Origin of the sequence: Pelagibacterium lentulum (assembly GCF_003992625.1) — a bacterium.
Taxonomy (GTDB): domain Bacteria; phylum Pseudomonadota; class Alphaproteobacteria; order Rhizobiales; family Devosiaceae; genus Pelagibacterium; species Pelagibacterium lentulum.
In genome coordinates, this window is sequence record NZ_RZMW01000041.1 from 132010 (window position 1) to 150694 (window position 18685).

The window sequence follows — 18685 nt, forward strand, 5'->3', positions numbered from 1 at the left end:
GGTCCTTCGGTCCTCAGATTGCCTGTCCCTGCGCGTCGAACTTATAGAGCCGTCCGTCCATTGGGGTCATGTAGACGGTTTCGCCGCTGTGGAAGGCGACATCACCCGAGGCGCGCACCGTTATCTGGCCCACGTCATCTACATGCACGTAAAGGAAAGTATCGGAGCCCAGATGTTCGGCAACACCGACCGTGCCCGCCCACAGCCCCTCGGTTTTCGATGGTGACAGGTGTTCGGGTCGCACGCCAACGGTATGTGCGCCCATTTTTTTCGCCTCGTCCCCCTCAATGAAGTTCATCCGCGGTGAGCCGATAAAACCGGCGACAAACCTGTTGGCCGGCTTTGTATAGAGTTCAAGTGGCGTGCCGTACTGTTCAATATTGCCAGCATTGAGCACGACGATCTTGTCGGCCATAGTCATGGCTTCCACCTGATCGTGGGTCACATAGACCATCGTGGTCTTGAGTTTTTTATGCAACTCGGAGATCTCAAGCCGCATGTTGACGCGCAACGCGGCATCGAGATTGGAGAGCGGCTCGTCGAAAAGGAAAGCCTTGGGTTGACGCACGATGGCGCGACCGATCGCGACACGCTGGCGCTGGCCGCCCGAAAGCTGGCGCGGCTTACGATCGAGATAATCGGTCAGGTTAAGGATCGATGCGGCGTTGTTCACCGCCTTGTCGATCGTCTCCTTGTCCGCGCCTTCCATCTTGAGCGGGAAGGCAATATTGCCGCGCACGCTCATATGGGGGTAGAGCGCATAGGACTGGAACACCATCGACAGCTTGCGCTGGGCGGGTGCCGTCCTGGTCATGTCCTGCCCGTCGATTTGGATCACACCGCCCGACACATCTTCCAGCCCGGCAATCAGGCGCAGAAGTGTCGACTTCCCACAGCCTGACGGTCCGACAAAGACCACGAACTGCCCGTCTTCGATTTCAAGCGAAATATCGGGAATGACCGTGACGCCGCCGAAATTCTTGCTAACATTTTGAAGTGAAATCGAACCCATATCGAAAATTCCTTACTTTACGGCGCCGAATGTGAGGCCACGCACAAGCTGCTTCTGGCTGAACCAGCCCATGATCAGAATGGGCGCGATGGCAAGCGTTGAGGCTGCCGAGAGTTTTGCCCAGAACAGACCCTCGGGCGATGAATAGGACGCAATGAACGCGGTCAGCGGCGCTGCGCGTGTCGTTGTGAGGTTGAGCGTCCAGAAGGCTTCGTTCCAGGCAAGAATGATGTTGAGCAGCATTGTCGAGGCGATGCCGGGGATGGCCATTGGCGTCAGCACATAGATGATTTCCTGGCGCAGACTGGCGCCATCCATACGCGAGGCTTCCAGAATATCGACCGGAATCTCCTTGAAATAGGTATAGAGCATCCAGACGATGATCGGCAGGTTGATCATGGTCAGGACGATGATCAAACCGATATGGGTGTCGAGCAGGCGCAGGTCGCGGAAGATCAGATAAATCGGCACCAGAACGCCAACGGCGGGCAGCATCTTGGTCGAGAGCATCCACAAGAGCACATCCTTTGTGCGCTTGGTCGGGGAAAACGCCATCGCCCAAGCCGCCGGAATGGCGATTATGAGCCCGATTATGGTCGAACCGACCGCCGTAATCACCGAATTGGAAAAGTGACGGAAATAGTTCGAGCGCGTCTGCACGGTTTGGTAATTTTCCAGCGTCCAGTCAAAAAACAGGAAGCGCGGCGGCATGGCAATCGCGGTCCCTTCGGTCTTGAAGCTGGTCAAAAACGTCCAGAGGATCGGGAAAAACAGAGTCAATCCGATCAGCCACGCAATGGCTGAAACAATGACCTTGCGACGGGTTGAAATTGTGCGTGCCATTTCCCTCTCCTTACGCGTCCAGGTTGCGACCGACGATGCGCAATAGAAAGAGCGCAACGATATTGGCCAGGATGACCGCAACAATGCCACCGGCGGACGCCAGCCCGACGTCAAATTGCAGCAGCGATTGGATATAGATCAGGAATGTGAGGTTGGTGGTCGCGACGCCCGGACCGCCAGCCGTGGTGACGAAAATTTCCGCAAAGATCGAGAGCAGGAAGATGGTCTGGATCAGCATCACGACCGTGATCGCGCGCGCCAGATGCGGCAAGATGATATAGAAGAACAGCGACAGCGGCCCGGCACCGTCCATGCCCGCGGCTTCCTTTTGCTCTTCATCGAGCGATTGCAGCGCGGTGAGAATGATCAGCGTGGCAAAGGGTAACCATTGCCAGGAGACGATCAGGATAATCGAAAGCATGGGCACTTGCCCGAACCAATCGAGTGGCTGAACGCCAAAAACACGCGCAATGAAGGAAAACAGCCCGTTGACCGGGTGCATCATCATGTTCTTCCACACAAGCGCAGAAACGGTCGGCATGACAAAGAACGGCGCGATCACCAGCAGCCGCACGATGCCTTGCCCGAAAATCGGCTGATCGAGCAAAAGGGCCAGAAGCGTTCCCCCGATCAGGGTGATGGCCAGAACTCCACCGACCAGCACCAGCGTATTGGTCAGTGCGGCCCAGAAATTGGGATTGGCGAAAAAGTAGCGGTAATTGTCCAGCCCGGTGAAATATTCCATACCGGGCATCAGCAGATTGTAGCGCTGGAATGAGAAATACAGCGTCATCGAGAGCGGGATCAGCATCCAGGCAAGCAGCAATAGCACTGCCGGCGACATCATGAGACGGGCCGCGGTCTGGGTCTGTTGGGTTGCCATGATCATATCTCCCGGTTGCAACCGCATCGTCGCGAAAGCGCGTCGCGAGCGATGCCGTTCACCTTGTGCCCGTCACCTTATGCGCGGACATTTTCGGAAACCAATGTTCGTTCAAAAAGGGGAAAGGGCCAACGTCGTTGCACCGGCCCTTTCGGGGAGGAGCCGACTACCGGTAGTAGCCGCTGCGATCCATTTCCATACGGGTTATCTGCTGGGCCTGCTGGAGAGCCTGGTCAACCGATGTCTGGCCAGCAAGAGCCGCCGAGAATATCTGGCCAACCGCCGTGCCGATACCCTGGAATTCAGGGATCGCTACGAACTGACCACCCGAGTAGGGCACGTCCTGAACCGAGGAGTTGGAAGTATTTGCCGAATTCATCGCATCGAGCGTCATTCCGGCAAAGGGCGCTGCCTCGATATATGCAGGGTTCTCATAGAGCGAGGTGCGGGTGCCGGGAGGCACATTTGCCCAACCTTCCTGGCTGGCAACCAGTTCAAGATAATCCTTGGAAGTCGCCCAGGCGAGGAATTGTTGGGCGGCATCCGCATTCTGCGAGCTTGCAGGGATGCCCAGCGACCAGACCCAGAGCCAATTGCCATGGTTGCCGAAGTTATTATGCGTTGGGAATAGGGCATAGCCTACGCTGTCGGCAACTTCGGACTCATCGGGATTGGTCACAAAGGATGCCGCAACGGTCGCGTCCATCCACATGCCGCAACGCCCCTGCTGGAACAGCGCCAGATTTTCGTTAAACCCGTTAGACGATGCCCCCGGAGGGCCGGCTTCGGTCATCAGATCGACGTATAAATTGAGCGCCTCATTCCATTCAGGACTGTCAAACTGGGGCTCCCAATCCATATCGAACCAACGCGCTCCGTAGGAATTGGCAAGGGCTGTCAGGAACGCCATGTTCTCGCCCCACCCGGCACGGCCACGCAGACAGATGCCATAAATTTCAGCGTCCCGGTCGGTAATCTGACGGGCGGCGTCGGCGATAAAATCCCATGTCGGGGCTTCCGGCATGTCCAGCCCTGCTTGCTCAAACAAGTCCGTGCGATACATGATCATCGCGCTTTCAGCATAAAATGGCGCCGCATAGAGCTGTCCATCCACCGTCAATGCCTGGCGCACTGCGGGCAGCAGGTCATCGATGTCATAATCGCCGCCCAGACCATCCAGCGGCGCGAGCCAGCCCTGCGCCGCCCAGATCGGGGTTTCATAAGCACCGATGGTCATTATGTCATATTGGCCGCCCTGGGTCGCAATGTCGGTGGTGACGCGCTGACGCAGGATATTTTCTTCGAGAATAACCCAATCGAGCGCGATGCCGGTTTCTTCTGTGAACTGGGGCGAGAGTGCCTGCATGCGAATCATGTCGCCATTATTCACGGTTGCGATGGTCAGGGATTGGGCCTGCGCCGTTGCCGCCAGGACAACGAGCGAGCACGACCCGAGAACGAGTGAAGACAGTTTCATTGGTAAAACCTCCCATATGCCCATTTGTGAGCATTTGCTATACGCATGGGCAATTACTCATAAATGAACATGAGAAGTCAAGGGCAATTTTTCAGTCCGGCGCCCACGCGACCGCCTTCACGACCTCTTGGCGCATAGATCAGCGTCCACACGCCCCGCGCGGGCAGGTGGCCATGCACTCGAGAAAATGTATGAATAATGTTGCTATACGAGCAGCGCGCGCGCCATATCTTCGTCGGTAATCAGGCCGTTGACGAGCCGACGCCGCACGGCAGCCTTGACCGCTTCGACCTTGTTGGAGCCGCGCGCGGCCGCAACCACCAGCGAGGTTTCCCGGCTCGGAATCGGCGCACTGGCCACCCGGTCATTTGTCATGCCGTCGATCAGATTGCCCTGAGAATCAAAAATCCAGCCCAGCATCTCGCCGACGCCACCGGCCTTTTGCAGCGCCTTGAGTTCGTCGCGCGTAACGAACCCATCCTCATATAGCGGCGCGTTTGGCCCCAGATCGCCGACGCCCACAAAAGTGACGCTGGCCCTGGCGGCAAGCGCCAGCGTGTTTTTTATGCTGGCCTGCTCATGGAGCAATTCGCGCTCGCGCGCACTGGCCGCGATAACCGGCAAAGGCATAGGAAAACTGCGGGCTTTGACCTTATCGGCGATATTGAAAATCACATTGTAAAAGGCCGCAGAGCCATCGGGCGCGATATTGCCCGCTATCGAAACGATCTGATGGTGCGGGCAATCCATAGTGCTCAAGAGATCCACTGCCGCTTTGAGTGTGCGGCCGGTCCCGACCCCCATTATTACCGGTTCGACCCGCGCGAGCACGCGCTCGATTTCGGCAGCGAGCGCATCGGCGACGCCCAGCGTCGGATTGAGATGAGAGGGATCGGACGGCACCACTTCTACATGGTCGAGCGCGAAGGTCGTGCGTAATTTTTCAGCTAGGTCCATGCAATCGGCTATGGGATGATCGAGCCGCACCTTGACGAGTTTTTCCGAAATCGCGAGCGAAACGAGCCGTTGCGCGCTTTGGCGCGACACCCCCAGCTTGACTGCGATTTCGTCCTGGGTATTGCCCGCGACATAATAGAGCCAGCCCGCACGGGCGGCCTCGTCGAGTTTACTTTTTCCGATATCGTTTCGTCCGGCCAAACCAACGTCCTCCTAGTCCGGTTTTACAATCGCACACTGTAAAGGACCAGCAAAAGTGTTATGCGCTTATGCCAAACATAATAGCAAATGCTCAAGTACGACCGAAAGCATCCTCAATGCGGACAATATCATCCTCCCCGAGATAGGAGCCGGTCTGCACCTCGATTAATTCGAGCAGGATCTTGCCCGGATTGCCCAGGCGATGTTCGCAACCCACGGGCAGATAGACCGACTCGTTCTCCGTCACCATGCGCATCTTGCCATCGATCGTGACTTCGGCGGTGCCGCTCACCACAATCCAGTGTTCGGAGCGGTGATGGTGGCGTTGAAGCGAGAGCTTCTTGCCGGGTTTGACAAATAGACGCTTGACCTGGAACCGCTCGCCCATCAGCACTGATGTATATCCGCCCCACGGCCTATAGTCCGTGGTGTGCGTTTGGGTCAGCGGCGCGGTTTTTGCGTCCGACTTGAGTTGCTTGACGATATTGCCGACATTTTGCGCACGATCGAGCCGTCCGGCATAAATCGCGTCCTCGCTTGCCACAAGCACCACACCATCGAGCCCGTCGAGCACCACATGGGCCTTTTCGCTCAAAACAAGTGAGCCATTGCTGTCGGAAAAAAGCACGTTCTTGGCGCCGACATTGCCCTTGGCGTCCTGTGCGCCGGTTTTCCACACCGCGTCCCAACTGCCCAGATCGGACCAATCGAAACTCACCGGCACGACGGCAACAGAACTGGACTTTTCAAAGATCGCATAGTCGACCGAGATCGATGGTGCTGCCTCAAAGGCCTTGGCGTCGAGGCGGAAAAAGTCGAGATCGACTGCGCCTTGCGCTATCGCTGCCTTTGCACCAGCAAGAACCTCGGGCGCGAGCGCGGCCACTTCCTCAAGGAACGTGTTCGCCTCAAAAACAAACATGCCGGAATTCCAGACATAGGTGCCAGCATCGAGCATATGCTGGGCCGTCTCGCTGTCAGGCTTTTCTACAAAGCGGGCGACATCGTTGACGCCCTTGGTGCGCTCGGCACCGATTTCTATATAGCCATAACCGGTTTCCGGCGCGGTAGGCGTCACCCCGAATGTGACAAGAGCACCATTCTCGGCTGCCCTGCGCGCGGTCTCCAGCGCCGCAAAATAGCCCGGCTCGGTTGCCAGCGCATGGTCCGAGGGCAGGATATGAAGAACGGCGCCCGGATTTTCCTTTTGCGCGTAAAGAGTTGCGGCGGTAATCGCAGGGGCAGTATTGCGCGCCATCGGTTCAAGCAAAATGGCTGCCGGATTGATCCCGATCTCTTGGGCCTGCTCTGCGACAAGAAACCTATAGTCGTGATGTGTGATGACGATGGGCGCTCCATAGCGGGCCGGGTCGGCTACGCGCTTTAGCGTCTGCTGAAAAAGGCTCATGGCCCCATCGAGCGAGAGGAATTGTTTTGGCCGCGCTGCGCGCGACATTGGCCACAATCTCGTGCCCTGCCCGCCAGCGAGAATAACCGGCACAATGGTATCGTTGGGTCCAGCGCCATCCATATGTGCAGCACGCATTTGGCCGCCTTTCACAAAAATCATGTTCTATGGGGGCAACTTAGCGCCTTTTGCCTGCCAAGCGAAACCGTTGGTTTCAAAAACAGGCGCCGTCCTGGCCAAGGCTGGCGCCCAGCCGATTTGCAATGGCATCGAAGCGCGGAATATCGAGCGCGGGATAAACCAGCCTTACATTGGCAGCCTGGCGCCCATCGCAGGTTGAAATCGACTTGGCATAAAAGACAAAGCCGGCACGCGTGCCGCTCCATGCGGCCCAGTCGGGGGTTTGCGAACGATAAGTCACACCCCAGCCATCGGCCTCGTCACTCGCGATGCGCCGGCGCATATGATCGGAAAATTCCAGGCCATTGATCGGCTCGCCCCAGACCGAGATTGTCGAGCGGCCGTTGGCGGCGCGAAACAGCCGCCCATCGCCCTGCACATTGGCAGGCACCCCATCGGCCCGGAAATCGGACGGAATATCAACGGCAGCGCCAAAGCGCGGATTGACATAGCGATGCCAGTCAGCCGCCCACAATGGGGCAGCCGAGCCAAGCAGAACCGAAAGCAAAGCCAGAACGCGAATCATGGGAAGAAAATGCCGCCGCTTTGAGGCGGCTGCAAGGGAAATTGGCTTGAACAGCCGATGGCCAAACGCGCACGGTTCCGCTTTACGACGATCTCTTGTAAAAAGGATTTCAAAACTGGGGGATTTTCGTGAAACGACCTTCGATCGGTGATGTAGCGCGGCATGCTGGGGTGTCCACGGCAACCGTTTCGCGCGCGCTCAATATGCCGGCGTCGGTAACAGAAAAAACCCGCATGCGGGTCGAGGAAGCCGTCGAGGCGCTCCATTACGTTCAGAGCGAAACCGCACGCAATTTCAAAATGCAGCGCGCCCATTCGGTGCTGGTCGTCGCACATGACATCGGCAATATCTATTATTCTGAACTGTTTCGGGGCGTGCAGCGGCGCGCGGAAGCATCCAACTATGCGATCACCATCACCAACCCCAGCCCTGGCGGTACCAAGGAATTGATTTTCAACCAGCTTCGCACGGCCAAGGTGGATGGTGTAATCGTTCTTTCCGGCTACGAAATGTCGGACGACGATTATGATCTTCTCGAAAAGCTTTATTCGGGCCATCCACCCATCGTTGCCATGTGCGAAGAGCGCGGGCATGTCAGGGTGCCGCAAATTTTGATTGACAACGAGCATGCCGGCTATCTGGCAGGGCGGCATCTGATCGAGATGGGTCACCGGAAAATCGCGCACGCCTATGGCCCGCATCGTATGCCAGTGCGCCGCGCCCGCGCCAACGGTTTCCGCCGCGCAATGGCCGAAGCCGGCTTGACGGTGCGCGAGGAATATTTCCTGGAAGGCGGGTTCAGTTCCCCCGGCGGACGCGCGGCGGCACAAAGCTATCTTTCGCTCAAGGATCGGCCCACTGCGGTTTTTTGCGGCAACGATGAATCGGCAATGGGCTTCATGTCTCAATTGTCCAAGTATGGCGTGTCGGTTCCCGAGGATGTATCGGTTGTCGGGTTCGACGACATTGTTCTTGCCGATTGCTATATCCCCGCGCTGACAACGCTGCATCAGCCTAAAGAGGAAATGGGCCGCCAGGCCATGTCGCTGCTTTTGGGGCTGATCGAGAGCCCTGCCGATGTCCAGCAAACCATTGTGGAACTTCCGGTGCACCTGATCCCGCGCGACAGCGTGAAACGTCTGAAATAGCGTGCCGCGTTCCGCACTTTTCGATCATTATGTCGCTGTCGACTGGTCGGCGGCCAATAGCCGGAAAACCGGGGCCGATTCGATCTGGATTGCGCATGGCCGTTATCGCGACGGCGACATTTTGCCGACTGCCTTACAAAATCCGCCAACCCGGTATCAGGCAATGGAACACATTGCGCAGATTTCGCGCGATGCGTTGCATAACGATGAACGGGTGCTGATCGGCTTTGACTTTCCCTTTGCCTATCCGGCGGGTGCGGCAACATTGCTGACCGGCACGCCCGGCTGGCAATCGCTCTGGCGTGCGCTTTCCCGTCTTATTGAGGACGACGAAAAGAACCGCTCCAATCGGTTCGCGGTTGCCAATCTTTTCAACCAGCGCCTCGATAGCGGCAAGACACGGTTTTGGGGGCACCCGTATCAACGCAGCTATTCGCATCTCACGCTAAAGCGCCCACCCGTCACCGACCCGGCCCTCGCCATCCGTCGTCGCGTCGAAATGCTTTCGCCCAAGACCAAGACGGTCTGGCAATTGATGGGTGCGGGCAGCGTTGGATCGCAAGCGCTTCTGGGCATCGCCTGGCTGGAACACCTGCGAAAGCGACGAGACCTGGCCGATCACATTGCCATCTGGCCGTTCGAGACCGATTTTGCCGACAACCTCTCCCGGCCCATTATCCTTGCCGAGATTTATCCGTCACTGCATCTAAAGGAGAAACCGGACGGCGTGATAAAGGATCGCGCCCAGGTCGAAGCTGTGGTCGCGGATTTTGCAAATGCTGATCGAAACGGCACGCTCGTCTCGCTTCTGGCGCGTCCGAGCCATATGGACGATGCAACCTATCGGATTGCAATTAGCGAGGAAGGCTGGATTGTCGGCGTCTGAATGTCTGTGCTAAGAGCCAAGAAAACCTTTCCCTCACAATCAAGTTTGATATCGACCAATCGTGAAGACCCCCCTCGTTTTTTCCATGGGCCCTAAGGGTGATGAAATTGCCCGCCATGTTGCCCAATTGCTCGCTTCCCCGGTTCATATGTGCGGCACCGGTCGTGAGGATGCGGCGGTTCTGGTCAGCAAGGCCTACGCCGCCCGCACGCCGATTATCGGGGTTTGTGCAGCGGGGGTTCTGATCCGGCTTATCGGAACCGACATAGGCGAAAAAGTCTCCGAGCCGCCCGTCGTAGCAGTCTCGGCTGACGGCAAGATGGCGGTTCCGCTGCTGGGGAGTCACCGCGGCGCCAATGCGCTGGCGCGCTGGATTGCGGAAGGCTTTCGCGGTACCGCTGCCATCACTTCTTTTTCCGACACGCTTTATGATTTTGCGCTCGATGATCTCCCACCGGGCTATGTGCTCGCCAACCCACAGGCGCTGCGTCCCGTCATGGCAGCGCTGCTCAATGGCGAAAAGCTCTGCGTTTCGGGCTCCTCGGGCTGGCTGTCGCTGGCAGGCTATCCGGTCGATCCCCAAGGCAGTCAAAAGCTCATCATCACCGAAAAAATCTATGCCGGCCCCGAACTTGTGATTCACCCGCAAAATCTGGTTGTCGGGCTGGGTTTTGCGTCGAGCGCGGCGCCCGAGGAGGTGATAGCACTGATCGAGCAGGCCCTGGCTGCCGAAAATCTTTCCCCCGCCGCCATCTCCGCACTTGCAACGCTCGATGGTCTTGCCAGCCACCCCGCTTTGCTTGCCACCGCCGAGCATTTCTCCCGCCCCATCCGCGTTTTCCCCAAGCGGATGCTGGTAGCGGAACAAAAACGGCTGGCAACGCCCTCCGTTAGTGTCGAAGACAAGACCGGGCTGGCCGGGGTTTGCGAAGCCATAGCGCTGAAAGCCGGGGCCATCCTCGTGCCCAAGCAGAAATCGTCATACGCCACATGTGCCATTGGCCGGGCCGATACGCCCATCCTGCCCGATCAGTTCGGCAAGCCTGCCTGATCGATATAGTCGAGCAGCGTTTTGACACTCTCAAAGCTGCGCGCAGGCGGCAGGCTTGGTCGCTTGACCATCACAACCGGAATGCCCAGTTCTGCCGCCGCCAAGATCTTGTCATGGCTGGCCGCGGCGCCTGAATTTTTCGCGACCATATGGGTAAAGCCATGCAGGGCAAGCAGATCGATTTCCGCCTGAACTGGAAACGGTCCGCGCGCGCCAATAATCGTCCAGCCCTCTGGCGCAGTTTCGGGCGGTTCGATTACCCGTGCGGTAAAGCGGCAATCGGTGCGGTGAAAAAAGCTCGCAATCTCCTGCCGGCCGATTGCCAGAAACACGTTTGCACCCGCCGGCAGAACATCGGCTGCCTGCGCCATTTCCTCGACCTCGATCCATTCAGCCCCGCGCGGGCATAGCCATTGCGGGCGCTCGAGCCGAACCAGCGGCACATCTGCCACTTTGGCCGCCGCCACCGCATTTGCCGAAATCTGTGCCGCGAAAGGATGGGTGGCATCGATCAAAAGCCCAATGCGCTCATCTCGCAGATAGCGGGCAAGGCCCTCAACGCCGCCAAAACCACCGATACGCACTTCGCCCTCGGGCATTAACGGATTGGCCGTGCGCCCAGCCAGCGAGGACATCACCCGTCGCCCCGATTGAACCAGCGCAGCGGCCAGCGCGCGCGCCTCGCCGGTGCCGCCAAGGATCAGAATTGGGTTTGCAACGCCATTGCTCTGGGTCATGGTCCAGTCCTATACAACGCTAGCGACAAACGTGCAGGAGAATCGCGTGGAAGCGGAAGCCAAAGAGGCGCAAAAAGATGCAGGGCATTTTGCCCGGCTCGATAAGGCGCGCTTTCCGGCCTTTGCGCCCGGTTCGGTCTGGCTCGTCGGCGCTGGCCCCGGCGATCCAGGCCTGATTTCGCTTCTGGGCTATCATGCGCTCGGGCAGGCTGACATCATCGTTTATGACGCGCTGGTCAGCCCCGATCTTCTGGCCTTGGCCAACCCGCAAGCGGAGCAGTTTTTCGCCGGCAAGCGTGGTGGCAAGCCGTCGCCAAAACAGGCCGATATTTCCCTAAAACTCATTGCCGAAGCCAAGGCGGGCAAGAAAGTGCTGCGCCTTAAAGGCGGCGATCCCTTCATGTTCGGGCGCGGCGGCGAGGAAAGCGAAACCCTTGCCCGCGCTGGTGTTCCCTTTCGCATCGTGCCGGGCATCACTTCGGGGATTGGCGGGCTGGCCTATGCGGGCATTCCCGTGACCCATCGCGACACCAACCACGCCGTTATTTTCCTTACCGGCCATGACGATACCGGCGCGGTCCCGCAATCGGTGGACTGGAATTCTGTCGCCACTGCCGCTCCGGTTATCGTCATGTATATGGCGGTCAAGCATCTGGCCTCTATCGCGCAGAAGCTTGTCGAAGCCGGACGCGACCCCGGCGATGCTCTTGCCATTGTCGCTAATGCCACGCGGTCCGATCAGGAGGTGATCGAAACCACGCTTGGGGCCATCGGGTCGCTGGCGCAGGAAACCCAATTGCCCACCCCCGCCATCGTGGTCGTCGGACCGGTCAGCGCATATCGCGCCGTGCTCGATTGGTATCGCCCCGACACGGGAGGGACCTCGCTTGTCTGAGCGCGCACGCGGGATCGTCATTGCGGCGCCACGCTCGGGCTCGGGCAAGACATCGATCACGCTGGCGCTTGCCAATGTTCTGTCCAGCCGGGGGCACAAAATCGCTCCTGCCAAGACCGGCCCCGATTATATCGACCCCGGATTTCTCGCCCGCGCCGCCGGGCATCCGGCCATAAATTTCGACCCATGGGCCATGACAGCAGCCTGTCTCAGGGGTGCGGCGTCATCCCATTGCGAACAACGTGATATTCTTCTCATCGAAGGCGTGATGGGGCTTTTCGATGCCTCGGCTTCCGGCACGGGGTCCACCGCCGATCTTGCCGCGATCCTCGATCTGCCCGTCATCCTCGTTGTCGATTGCGACCGGCAGGCCCAATCCATCGGCGCGCTCATTTCCGGCTTTGCCCATTGGCGCGAGGATGTCTCAATCGCTGGCGTCATTCTCAACAGCGTTGCATCGCCCAGGCACGAAGCCATGCTGCGCGATGCGGTTGCACAGACCGGCATTGCCTGCCTTGGCGCAATCCCGCGCCACGAGCATCTCGCCCTGCCCGAACGGCATCTGGGGCTGGTGCTTGCAGGCGAAATCGAAGGTTTCGACGCCTTTTTGTCCCGCGCCAGCGACATTGCCCGAACCCATATCGATTTCGCTCATCTCGAGACCCTGCTTGCCCCGGTTGCCCCTGCATCCTTGCAATCGGACCTGCCACCGCTTGGCCAGCACATCGCGATTGCGCGCGATGCCGCCTTTGCGTTTTTGTATCCGCACCTCCTCGAAGGCTGGAAACGGGCCGGAGCCACGCTGTCGTTTTTCTCTCCACTCGCCGATGAAGCCCCCGCCGCGCGCGCCGATGCCATCTTCCTGCCCGGCGGTTATCCCGAACTGCATGGCGCGGCAATCGCCAACGCGAAAGCCTTCAAATCCGGGCTGATTGCCGCCAAAAAACGCGGCGCGTTGATCTATGGCGAGTGCGGCGGCTTCATGGTTTTAGGCGAAACTCTGATCGATAAATCGGGCACCCAACATCGCATGACGGGCCTCTTGCCGGTCACAACCGCTATCGACCGCCCCAAACGCGTTCTCGGCTATCGGGCACTCGGTCATAAATCGCCCCTGCCGTGGCCAGGCGCGCTGCTCGGCCACGAATTTCATTATTCATCGGCGCATTTTGAAAACGGCGTCGCTTCCCTCTTTGCGGCAAAAGATGCGCAGGGCCAACCCCTGCCGCCGATGGGCATACAGTCGGGCAATGTCATGGGCTCATACGCCCATGTTATCGGCGCGGATGAACGCGCATGACGGCCCGCGCACTCATGGTCATGGGCACCGGGTCCGATGTCGGCAAATCGCTCGTGGTTGCCGGGCTTTGCCGCGCCTTTGCCAATCGCGGGTTAGGGGTCGCGCCGTTCAAGCCGCAGAACATGTCCAACAACGCTGCCGTTACCGTCGATGGCGGCGAGATCGGGCGCGCGCAAGCGCTCCAGGCCCGCGCTGCCCGCAAGGCGCCGACAACCGCCATGAACCCTGTGCTGTTAAAGCCCGAGCGGGAAACCGGATCGCAGATCATCGTCAATGGCAGGCGCATCGGCTCGATGAGTGCGCGCGATTATTTCAAGGCGCGCAGCCAGTTTTTGCCGGCCATTCTGGAAAGTTTTGACGGGCTTGCCCAAGCCAATGACCTTGTGATCGTTGAAGGCGCGGGCAGTGCATCGGAGGTTAATCTGCGGGCTGGCGATCTCGCCAATTTCGGCTTTGCCCGCGCCACCGATACACCGGTGATCCTTGTCGGCGACATTCATCGGGGCGGCGTCATCGCCTCGATCATCGGCACCTTTGCCATTATCGAGCCAACCGATGCCGAACTGATCGCAGCCACGCTGATCAACAAATTCCACGGCGACCCGACCCTGTTCGATAACGGCAAGGCCATCATCGAGGCCCAGACCGGCCGCCCCTGCCTGGGGCCGCTACCGCATTTCGCGGATGCACATCTCCTGCCCGCCGAGGACATTCTGGCGCTCGATAGCCCGACCGCATCGCAGGGCGAAACAATCATTGCCGTGCCGCGCCTGGCCCGTATTGCTAATTTCGACGACCTAGACCCGCTCAAGGCCGAACCGGGCGTCCGGCTGGTGATTGTCGAACCCGGCAGGCCCCTGCCGCGCGATGCAAAGCTCGTTATCCTGCCTGGCTCAAAAGCCACGCGGGCCGACCTCGAATTCTTCCGCCAGCAAGGCTGGGACATCGATCTTGCTGCCCATATCCGCGCGGGCGGCCATGTGCTGGGCATTTGCGGCGGCTATCAGATGCTCGGCCAGTCCATCGACGATCCCGACGGCACCGAAGGCGCACCCGGTCGCTCACCGGGTCTTGCCCATCTCGATATCGAAACCCGCATGGACCATACAAAGCAATTGCGCGTTGAAAACGCCCGCTCGACGCTTTTTGACCTGCCGTTAACGGGCTATCATATGCATATGGGCACGACCTCTGGGCCCGATTGTGCGCGGCCGTTTTCCCATGTCAAGGCCGCACCCGACGGCGCGATCAGTGCCAATGGCCGCATCATCGGCACCTATTTGCACGGACTTTTTGCTGCCGACGATTTCCGCCGCGCCTTTTTGCAACGGCTCGATGTTGCGACCGATCCATTGCTCGATTTCGACGCGCAGATCGACCGGACCCTGGATGATCTTGCCGCGCATATCGAAGCCCATATCGACCTCGATCTTTTGCTCAATCTCGCGCGTGAACCCCGGCCCCTGCCATGAACCTGCTCATTGCCTTTTTAGCCCTGCTTGTTGAACGCCTTCTTGGCTATCCCGACACTCTCTTCAAGGTCATTGGACACCCCGTCAGTTGGATCGGCAAGCTTATCGGCATGCTTGAAAAGCGGTTCAACACGGCGTCTGCCCCTTTCGAGAAGCGCAGGGAATATGGGGCGCTCTGCCTTGCAACACTCCTTGTTCTGGTCTTTGCGATCACAGTCCCCATCAGCCTCGCTTTGCGCAGCCTGCCCTTTGGCTGGCTTATCGAAGCGGTGCTCGCTTCAAGCTTTCTTGCGCAAAAGGGGTTGGGCGACGCCGTTGCCAAGGTCCAGACCGCGCTTGAGGACGGCCCCATCGAAAATGCCCAAGAAGCGGTTTCCCATATCGTTGGCCGCGATACATCCGCCCTCGATGAACCCGAAATCGCCCGCGCCGCCATCGAAACCCTGGCAGAGAACACCTCGGATGGTGTCGTCGCGCCCCTCTTGTATCTCGTCATTTTCGGCCTGCCCGGCATTGCGCTCTATAAAGCAATCAACACCGCAGATTCCATGATCGGCCACCGCAGCGAGCGCTATCTCGCCTATGGCTGGGCCGCCGCCAAAGTCGATGACATCGCCAATTTCATCCCCGCAAGGCTCACCGCCATCCTGTTTGCCGCTAGCGCCCTGGTCGTGTCCGGGGCGTCCGCTTCAAAAGCATGGGCCACCGCCACACGCGATGCAAAAAAACATGCTTCACCCAATGCAGGCTGGCCAGAAGCGGCAATGGCAGGCGCGCTCGATTTCGGGCTCGGCGGCCCACGCAGCTATCAGGGACAATTTCTCGACCTGCCGCAAATGGGCGACGGCCGCCGCGACCTTGGCGCCACCGACATCGGCCGCGCTCTTAACCTCTATCAGCGGCTTTTGTGGGTGCTTATTCTTTCAACCGGCCTCGCCGCGATTTTTTTCGCGCTTTAGCACGCTTTGCACTGCACGCATCAAGCGGTTGCAGGTATCCTCGAAATCACTTTCGTCGGTGCGCAGCGTCAGATCGCTGAAGGGGCGCTGTCCATAGCCTTGGGCAATCATCTCCGCACTGCGCGCAATCTCGTCTTCGGATAGATTGCGCTCCCGCTTGGCGATATGGGCAACATCGGCGGTCAGGCCGATGCAGTGGAACGATATGTCACGCCGCTTGAACGTTTCGCGATAAAATACCCAGTTTGTGCATCGCAGCGGATAGGCAACAATCACGGCAGGATGGTTTGTAAGCTGCTCCTGGCAGGCATCAACGATACGGTGACTGGTCGTAAGGATCGAGCGCAGCCAATTTCCTCTGGTCGCGTAATCATCGCCATCGATAAATCTGAATCCCAGCCGCGATGCCACTTCGCGCCCAAGGCTGGTCTTGCCCACGCCGACAGGTCCCTCGAAAAACAAAACAGATTTTTGCATTTGCATATGGCTGACTTCCCGAACCTCATATCAGGCAATGATGGCTTGCAACGTGCTTACGGAAACGCCTGACGCTACTCAATCCAGACCGGCACCGATTTGAAGGCCGGGGTTTTCGAGCGCGGGTCGATCTCGGTGCCCACCAGCACATTGGCTTCCGGGTAATAGGCCAGCGCCGAGCCGGGGGGAATATCGAAGGACAGCGCTGTAAGCTGCTTCATCCGGCCATTGGCCGATGCAATGTCGATAAGATCGCCTTCGGCAACGCCCATCTCGTCCATATCCCGACCGTTGAGCAAGACGCTCCAGCGCGGCGCGGATTTGCGGTAGCTGTCCTTGTCCTCGTAAACAATCGTATTGAATTGCCCTTCGGATCGGATGGTCGCCAGCGTCAGCGGTTTTCTGCCATTGAGCGTCGGCGTGCGCCGGGGTTCGGCGACTGACACAAAATGCGCCTTGCCGTCGGCAGTGCCGAATTGGGGCGTGTGCATCACCCGGTTGCGAATATGGAATTCGCGCTTGGCGACATCGATATCCTTGAGGTCTTCCAGACCCGGCACGATTTTGGCAATCGCCTCGCGCACGGCTTTATGCTTCTTGAACGCCGAAAAATCGATAGCGCAATCGGGCATCAGCCGGGCGGCCAGATCGCACAGGATCACGCTTTCGGGCCGCACATTGGCCAGCCGGTCGATGCCGCCATCGGAAAGACGCACGAAATTGAACATCGATTCCTGGGTGGTCGGCTCCCATTCCTCGTCGCGCGCCGTCACCGGCAGGATCAGGCTTTCGCTCTCGTCATGGCCGTTGACGTGGCCCAGATTGAGCGTTGTGGTCAAAAACAGCTTGAACCCGATCCGGTCCAGCGCCGTGCGTGCCCAAGCGGTATCGGGTGACGCGCCGTAAAGATTGCCGCCCATGATCACCGCCGCATCGATGTCGCCGCAATGGGCCGCGTCAAGGCTTGCCATCGTGTCAAAGCCCTTTTGCCGCGAGAGCGTGATCGAAAAGGCCTCCTCCATTTTGGCAAAGACATCCTCGGCCACCAGCGGCTTGACCCCGATGGTGCCAATGCCCTGCACGTTGGAATGGCCCCGCAGAGGCAAGAGCCCTGCATATTGGCGCCCGATCATGCCGCGCAGCAGCGCCAGATTGGCAATCGATTCCACATTTTCAACGCCGTGGACGTGGTGGGTCATGCCCATGCCCCAGGCAAAGACAGCGTTTTTCGCACCCGCATAGCGTTTGGCAACGCGGGTAATCTCGCTCTGCGAAAGGCCCGTCACAGTTTCGATTTCATCCCAGCCCAACGCGTCCAGACCGGCCTTGTAATCTTCATAGCCATGCGTCGAACCGGCAACGAAGGCGGCATCCTCGGCGCCCATAGCCAGCACCGCCTTGGCGATGGCCTTGAACACCGTAATGTCCGAGCCGATCCTTGGTTGAAGGTAATCCGATGCGATCTCATCGCCGCCCTTGAGCATGGAGGAGGGCGATTTCGGCACGGCAAATTTCACCAGCCCCGGTTCTTTGGCCGGATTGATGACAATCACGTCCCCGCCCCGGTCGCGGCAGTGTTTGAGCATATGGATAAAGCGCGGGTGGTTCGAGGACGGGTTGGCTCCGATCACGAAAATCAGGTCCGTGCCTTTAAGGTCGGCCAACTCGACCGTTGCAGTGCCCTTGCCGATGGTCGTGGCCAACCCTTCGCTCGTTGCCTGATGGCAGAAATAGGAGCAATTGTTGACATTGTTGGTGCCCCAGACGCGCGCGAGAAGCTGGAAGATAAACCCCGCCTCATTGGACGAACGCCCCGAGGAATAGAAAAAACTCCGGTCCGGTGTTGTCGCGGACAGGCGGCTCGCCGCATGGTCGAGCGCCCAGTCCCAATCGACAACCCGGTAGTGGTCTTCACCCTTGGCCTTGTAAATGGGATCGCCCAGCCGCCCCAGATACTCCATTTCGCGCCCGGTCAACGCTTTGAGCTCAGTCAGTGGGTGCGTGAAAATCTCGTGCGGGATGGCAGGCTGAATGTCGGTCGATTGCGCCTGCACGCTCTTGTTGCAGACCGAGGGAAATTCACCGAGTTCGTTGGTCATGCCGCCCATCTGCCCGCCCATGCCATAGGCGCAGGCCTTGCAGGCATTTTTGGCCGTCAGCGCCTTGGCGGCTTTACCCACCCCCATACGGCCTACCGTCGCGAGCGTATAAAGGACCTTTTTCGCCCCTCCGCCGATCGTTTTGTGCTCTGCAGCCATGACTTTGCGATCCAT

Annotated in this window: 17 protein-coding genes; 7 read left to right on the plus strand and 10 right to left on the minus strand. The window is 58.9% G+C overall.

Annotated features, from left to right (window positions below; genetic code table 11):
• Positions 1 to 13: 13 nt before the first annotated feature.
• The 7 genes from EO133_RS14295 to EO133_RS14325 all read right to left on the minus strand — a co-directional run bounded on the left by EO133_RS14295 (position 14) and on the right by EO133_RS14325 (position 7487).
• Positions 14 to 1012, minus strand: a complete 999-nt coding sequence (locus EO133_RS14295; RefSeq protein ID WP_127073322.1) for an ABC transporter ATP-binding protein — start codon at positions 1010 to 1012, stop codon at positions 14 to 16.
• Between the two features lie 12 nt (positions 1013 to 1024).
• Positions 1025 to 1855, minus strand: a complete 831-nt coding sequence (locus EO133_RS14300) for a carbohydrate ABC transporter permease (RefSeq protein ID WP_127073323.1) — start codon at positions 1853 to 1855, stop codon at positions 1025 to 1027.
• Positions 1856 to 1865: 10 nt separating this feature from the next.
• Positions 1866 to 2738, minus strand: a complete 873-nt coding sequence (locus EO133_RS14305; protein ID WP_127073324.1) for a carbohydrate ABC transporter permease — start codon at positions 2736 to 2738, stop codon at positions 1866 to 1868.
• Between the two features lie 166 nt (positions 2739 to 2904).
• Positions 2905 to 4215 (minus strand): ABC transporter substrate-binding protein, encoded by a 1311-nt coding sequence (locus EO133_RS14310; protein WP_127073325.1) that lies wholly within the window; start codon positions 4213 to 4215, stop codon positions 2905 to 2907.
• Positions 4216 to 4419: 204 nt separating this feature from the next.
• Positions 4420 to 5373, minus strand: a complete 954-nt coding sequence (locus tag EO133_RS14315) for a sugar-binding transcriptional regulator (protein ID WP_127073326.1) — start codon at positions 5371 to 5373, stop codon at positions 4420 to 4422.
• 91 nt (positions 5374 to 5464) lie between these two features.
• The gene (locus EO133_RS14320; protein ID WP_244640600.1) at positions 5465 to 6919 is read right to left on the minus strand and encodes a mannose-1-phosphate guanylyltransferase/mannose-6-phosphate isomerase; all 1455 of its coding nucleotides are present in this window, start codon (positions 6917 to 6919) and stop codon (positions 5465 to 5467) included.
• A gap of 76 nt (positions 6920 to 6995) precedes the next feature.
• A complete protein-coding gene (locus EO133_RS14325; RefSeq protein WP_127073327.1) occupies positions 6996 to 7487 on the minus strand; it encodes a hypothetical protein in 492 nt (163 codons plus the stop codon).
• Positions 7488 to 7615: 128 nt separating this feature from the next.
• On the opposite strand from EO133_RS14325, the gene EO133_RS14330 reads away from it, so the two are divergent.
• The 3 genes from EO133_RS14330 (at position 7616) to EO133_RS14340 (ending at position 10572) form a co-directional block, all read left to right on the plus strand.
• Positions 7616 to 8635 carry a LacI family DNA-binding transcriptional regulator gene (locus EO133_RS14330; protein WP_127073328.1) on the plus strand — a complete coding sequence of 340 codons (1020 nt, stop codon included), beginning with the start codon at positions 7616 to 7618 and terminating at the stop codon, positions 8633 to 8635.
• A gap of 1 nt (position 8636) precedes the next feature.
• Positions 8637 to 9521 (plus strand): hypothetical protein, encoded by an 885-nt coding sequence (locus EO133_RS14335; protein ID WP_127073329.1) that lies wholly within the window; start codon positions 8637 to 8639, stop codon positions 9519 to 9521.
• Positions 9522 to 9582: 61 nt separating this feature from the next.
• On the plus strand, positions 9583 to 10572 hold the full coding sequence (locus EO133_RS14340; protein WP_127073330.1) for a cobalamin biosynthesis protein: 990 nt from the start codon (positions 9583 to 9585) through the stop codon (positions 10570 to 10572).
• Here EO133_RS14340 and EO133_RS14345 read toward each other — a convergent pair.
• Complete coding sequence (locus tag EO133_RS14345; RefSeq protein ID WP_127073331.1) at positions 10551 to 11309, minus strand: cobalt-precorrin-6A reductase; 759 nt, start codon at positions 11307 to 11309, stop codon at positions 10551 to 10553. The two genes, EO133_RS14340 and EO133_RS14345, sit on opposite strands and share 22 nt — an antisense overlap.
• Before the next feature lie 46 nt (positions 11310 to 11355).
• On the opposite strand from EO133_RS14345, the gene cobA reads away from it, so the two are divergent.
• Genes cobA through cbiB form a run of 4 tightly spaced genes read left to right on the plus strand, consistent with a single transcriptional unit; the run spans position 11356 to position 15935 of the window.
• The gene (gene cobA / locus EO133_RS14350; protein WP_244640599.1) at positions 11356 to 12204 is read left to right on the plus strand and encodes a uroporphyrinogen-III C-methyltransferase; all 849 of its coding nucleotides are present in this window, start codon (positions 11356 to 11358) and stop codon (positions 12202 to 12204) included.
• Positions 12197 to 13504, plus strand: a complete 1308-nt coding sequence (locus EO133_RS14355; RefSeq protein ID WP_127073333.1) for a cobyrinic acid a,c-diamide synthase CobB — start codon at positions 12197 to 12199, stop codon at positions 13502 to 13504. The genes cobA and EO133_RS14355 overlap by 8 nt, the downstream gene beginning before the upstream one ends.
• Positions 13501 to 14976: a cobyric acid synthase gene (locus EO133_RS14360; RefSeq protein ID WP_127073334.1), complete on the plus strand. Its 1476-nt coding sequence runs from the start codon at positions 13501 to 13503 to the stop codon at positions 14974 to 14976. Before EO133_RS14355 ends, EO133_RS14360 begins: the two co-directional genes overlap by 4 nt.
• Positions 14973 to 15935: an adenosylcobinamide-phosphate synthase CbiB gene (cbiB, locus tag EO133_RS14365; protein ID WP_127073335.1), complete on the plus strand. Its 963-nt coding sequence runs from the start codon at positions 14973 to 14975 to the stop codon at positions 15933 to 15935. Before EO133_RS14360 ends, cbiB begins: the two co-directional genes overlap by 4 nt.
• On the opposite strand, the gene EO133_RS14370 is transcribed toward cbiB, so the two are convergent.
• Both EO133_RS14370 and EO133_RS14375 read right to left on the minus strand, forming a co-directional pair.
• Positions 15900 to 16418, minus strand: coding sequence for a shikimate kinase (locus EO133_RS14370; protein WP_127073336.1), 519 nt, complete (start codon positions 16416 to 16418; stop codon positions 15900 to 15902). The two genes, cbiB and EO133_RS14370, sit on opposite strands and share 36 nt — an antisense overlap.
• A 68-nt stretch (positions 16419 to 16486) precedes the next feature.
• Entirely contained in the window at positions 16487 to 18670 is a 2184-nt protein-coding gene (locus EO133_RS14375) for an FdhF/YdeP family oxidoreductase (RefSeq protein WP_127073337.1), read from the minus strand.
• Between the last annotated feature and the right edge of the window lie 15 nt (positions 18671 to 18685).